Annotated in this window: 1 protein-coding gene; it reads right to left on the bottom strand. The window is 74.7% G+C overall.

Going from position 1 to position 1,832, the window contains the following annotated elements:
- Positions 1 to 147: 147 nt before the first annotated feature.
- Entirely contained in the window at positions 148 to 1,587 is a 1,440-nt protein-coding gene (locus tag FNX44_RS26535; protein ID WP_143651514.1) for a maltokinase N-terminal cap-like domain-containing protein, read from the bottom strand.
- Positions 1,588 to 1,832: the final 245 nt, after the last annotated feature.

Here is a 1,832-nt window from a genome sequence, read left to right as displayed (position 1 = left end):
CACTTGGGGGTACTCCCTTGGCTTGGGCGTCGGGCGTCGGGGGCTGGGTTCGGGGTCTCGGGTCGTCGGCGGCCTCTGGGGCCGGCTCGTCGGGGCTCGCTCGCGCGCGGTGCCCGACACGCGTCGGGCCGCGCGCGGGCACCGCGCCTACTTGGGGTCCTGGGCGAGCCGTCGGATGGCGGCCATCGGGATGGGCAGCCAGTTGGGCCGGTGGCGGGCCTCGTACAGCACCTCGTAGACGGCCTTGTCGGTCTCGTAGACGCGCAGCAGCGCCGCCTGGGCGTGGGGGTCGGCGCCGGTGGCGCTCGCGTAACCGGCGCAGTACGCGGCGCGGTTGGCCGCCGCCCAGCGGTGTCTGCGGTCGCCGGAGCCGCGCTGGCAGGCGGCGTAGTCGAAGCTGCGGAGCATCCCGGCGACGTCCCGGAGGACGGGCTGGGGGCGGCGGCGTTCGGCGATGGGGACGGCCGGCTCGCCCTCGAAGTCGATCAGTGCCCAGCTGCCGCCGTCGTCCTTGTCGTGGGCGTCGACGCCCACGGCGTCGGTGCGCAGTACCTGGCCGAGGTGGAGGTCGCCGTGGATGCGCTGCACGGGGCACTGGTGTCCGGTGCGGGCGAGGGTGGCGACGGCGCGGAACGCCTCGCGCAGCCCGGGCCGGTACGGTCGCAGTGCCGGTACGGCCTCCACGGCGCGTTCGAGTCGTTCGGTCATCTCCTCCGCCACCGCGGTGAGTTCGGCGCCCGCGAGGACCGAGGTCGGCAGCGCCGCCGCGAGGGCGGTGTGTACGGCGGCGGTGGCCCGGCCGAGTTCGAAGGCGGAGCGGTGGAACTCGCGTCCTGCGGCCAGCGCCCGCAGCGCGAGCTGCCAGCCGTCGCTGGTGCCGGCGAGATAGGGCTGGAGGATGCCGAGCGTCAGTGTGGCGTCCGTGTCGGTCCGCACCGGGTTCTCCGCCTCGAACCAGGCGACCGGGGCCGGGGCCTGGCGGCAGCCGGCGCGGGCGAGCGCGAGCGGTAGTTCGAGGTCCGGGTTGAGGCCGGGGCTGAGTCTGCGGAACAGCTTGAGGATGAACGTATCGCCGTAGACGACGGACGAGTTGGACTGCTCGCTGCGGAGGGGTCTGGGGACCAGCCCGGAGGGGATGGCGGTGCCCGGTTCGCGGCGGAACCCCAGAGCGCCGAGCCGGCCGGGAGCGCGGAGGCGTTCCAACAGGACGGAGGTCAGCCGGGGGTCGGGCACGGCGTCGTAGACGCACATGCCGCGCAGGGCGCCCTCCTCGGGCCGGCCGATCAGCGCCGGTGCCAGCACCGGCGGCAGCACGTGCCGTACGCCGAGCAGGAGTTGGTAGCAGTCGGTGGTGCGCCCCTGGTGGGCGGTGACCAGCAGGTGCAGCAGGCCGGGGGCGGGTCCGCCGGCGACGGGCAGGAGTTCGGTCGCGGCGGCCAGGGTGAGGCCGTCGAGGGGGCGGCCCTTGCCCGCGAACCAGCGCTGTCGGGGCAGCCAACTGGTGAGCATCGGGCCGATCGAGTGCAGCAGTGCGGCGCCGCCCGCCGTATCGGGCAGGGCGATGCGCGACGTGGAGCTGTCCGGCATTGCGGTCATGGCACCTTCCACCGGGCTTTCTCCGGGCACACGGCAACTGAGGTGAAGTGTCCCGGATGTGCGGCTGTGGCTGTCCGACTGGTCGGGACGTGTCGAGAGAGATAGACCGTGCGGCGGCGCGCGGTTGGGCCACACGGGTGCCTACAAGCCTGCCCGTGACGGCCCGGGGGTAACCGGGCCGTCGGGCGGGACGGTACGCGCCGGCGCCGGGTGTCCGGCGCCGGCGCGTACCGTCC

The sequence above is a fragment of the Streptomyces alkaliterrae genome (assembly GCF_007097205.2).
GTDB lineage: Bacteria > Actinomycetota > Actinomycetes > Streptomycetales > Streptomycetaceae > Streptomyces > Streptomyces alkaliterrae.
The sequence above is the reverse complement of the archived record's forward strand: the minus strand, read 5'-3'. Positions and strand labels throughout refer to the sequence as shown.

Coding starts and splice junctions, on each gene's coding strand:
- FNX44_RS26535 (WP_143651514.1), bottom strand. CDS start 1,587: ATGCCGGACAGCTCCACGTCGCGCATCGCCCTGCCCGATACGGCGGGC.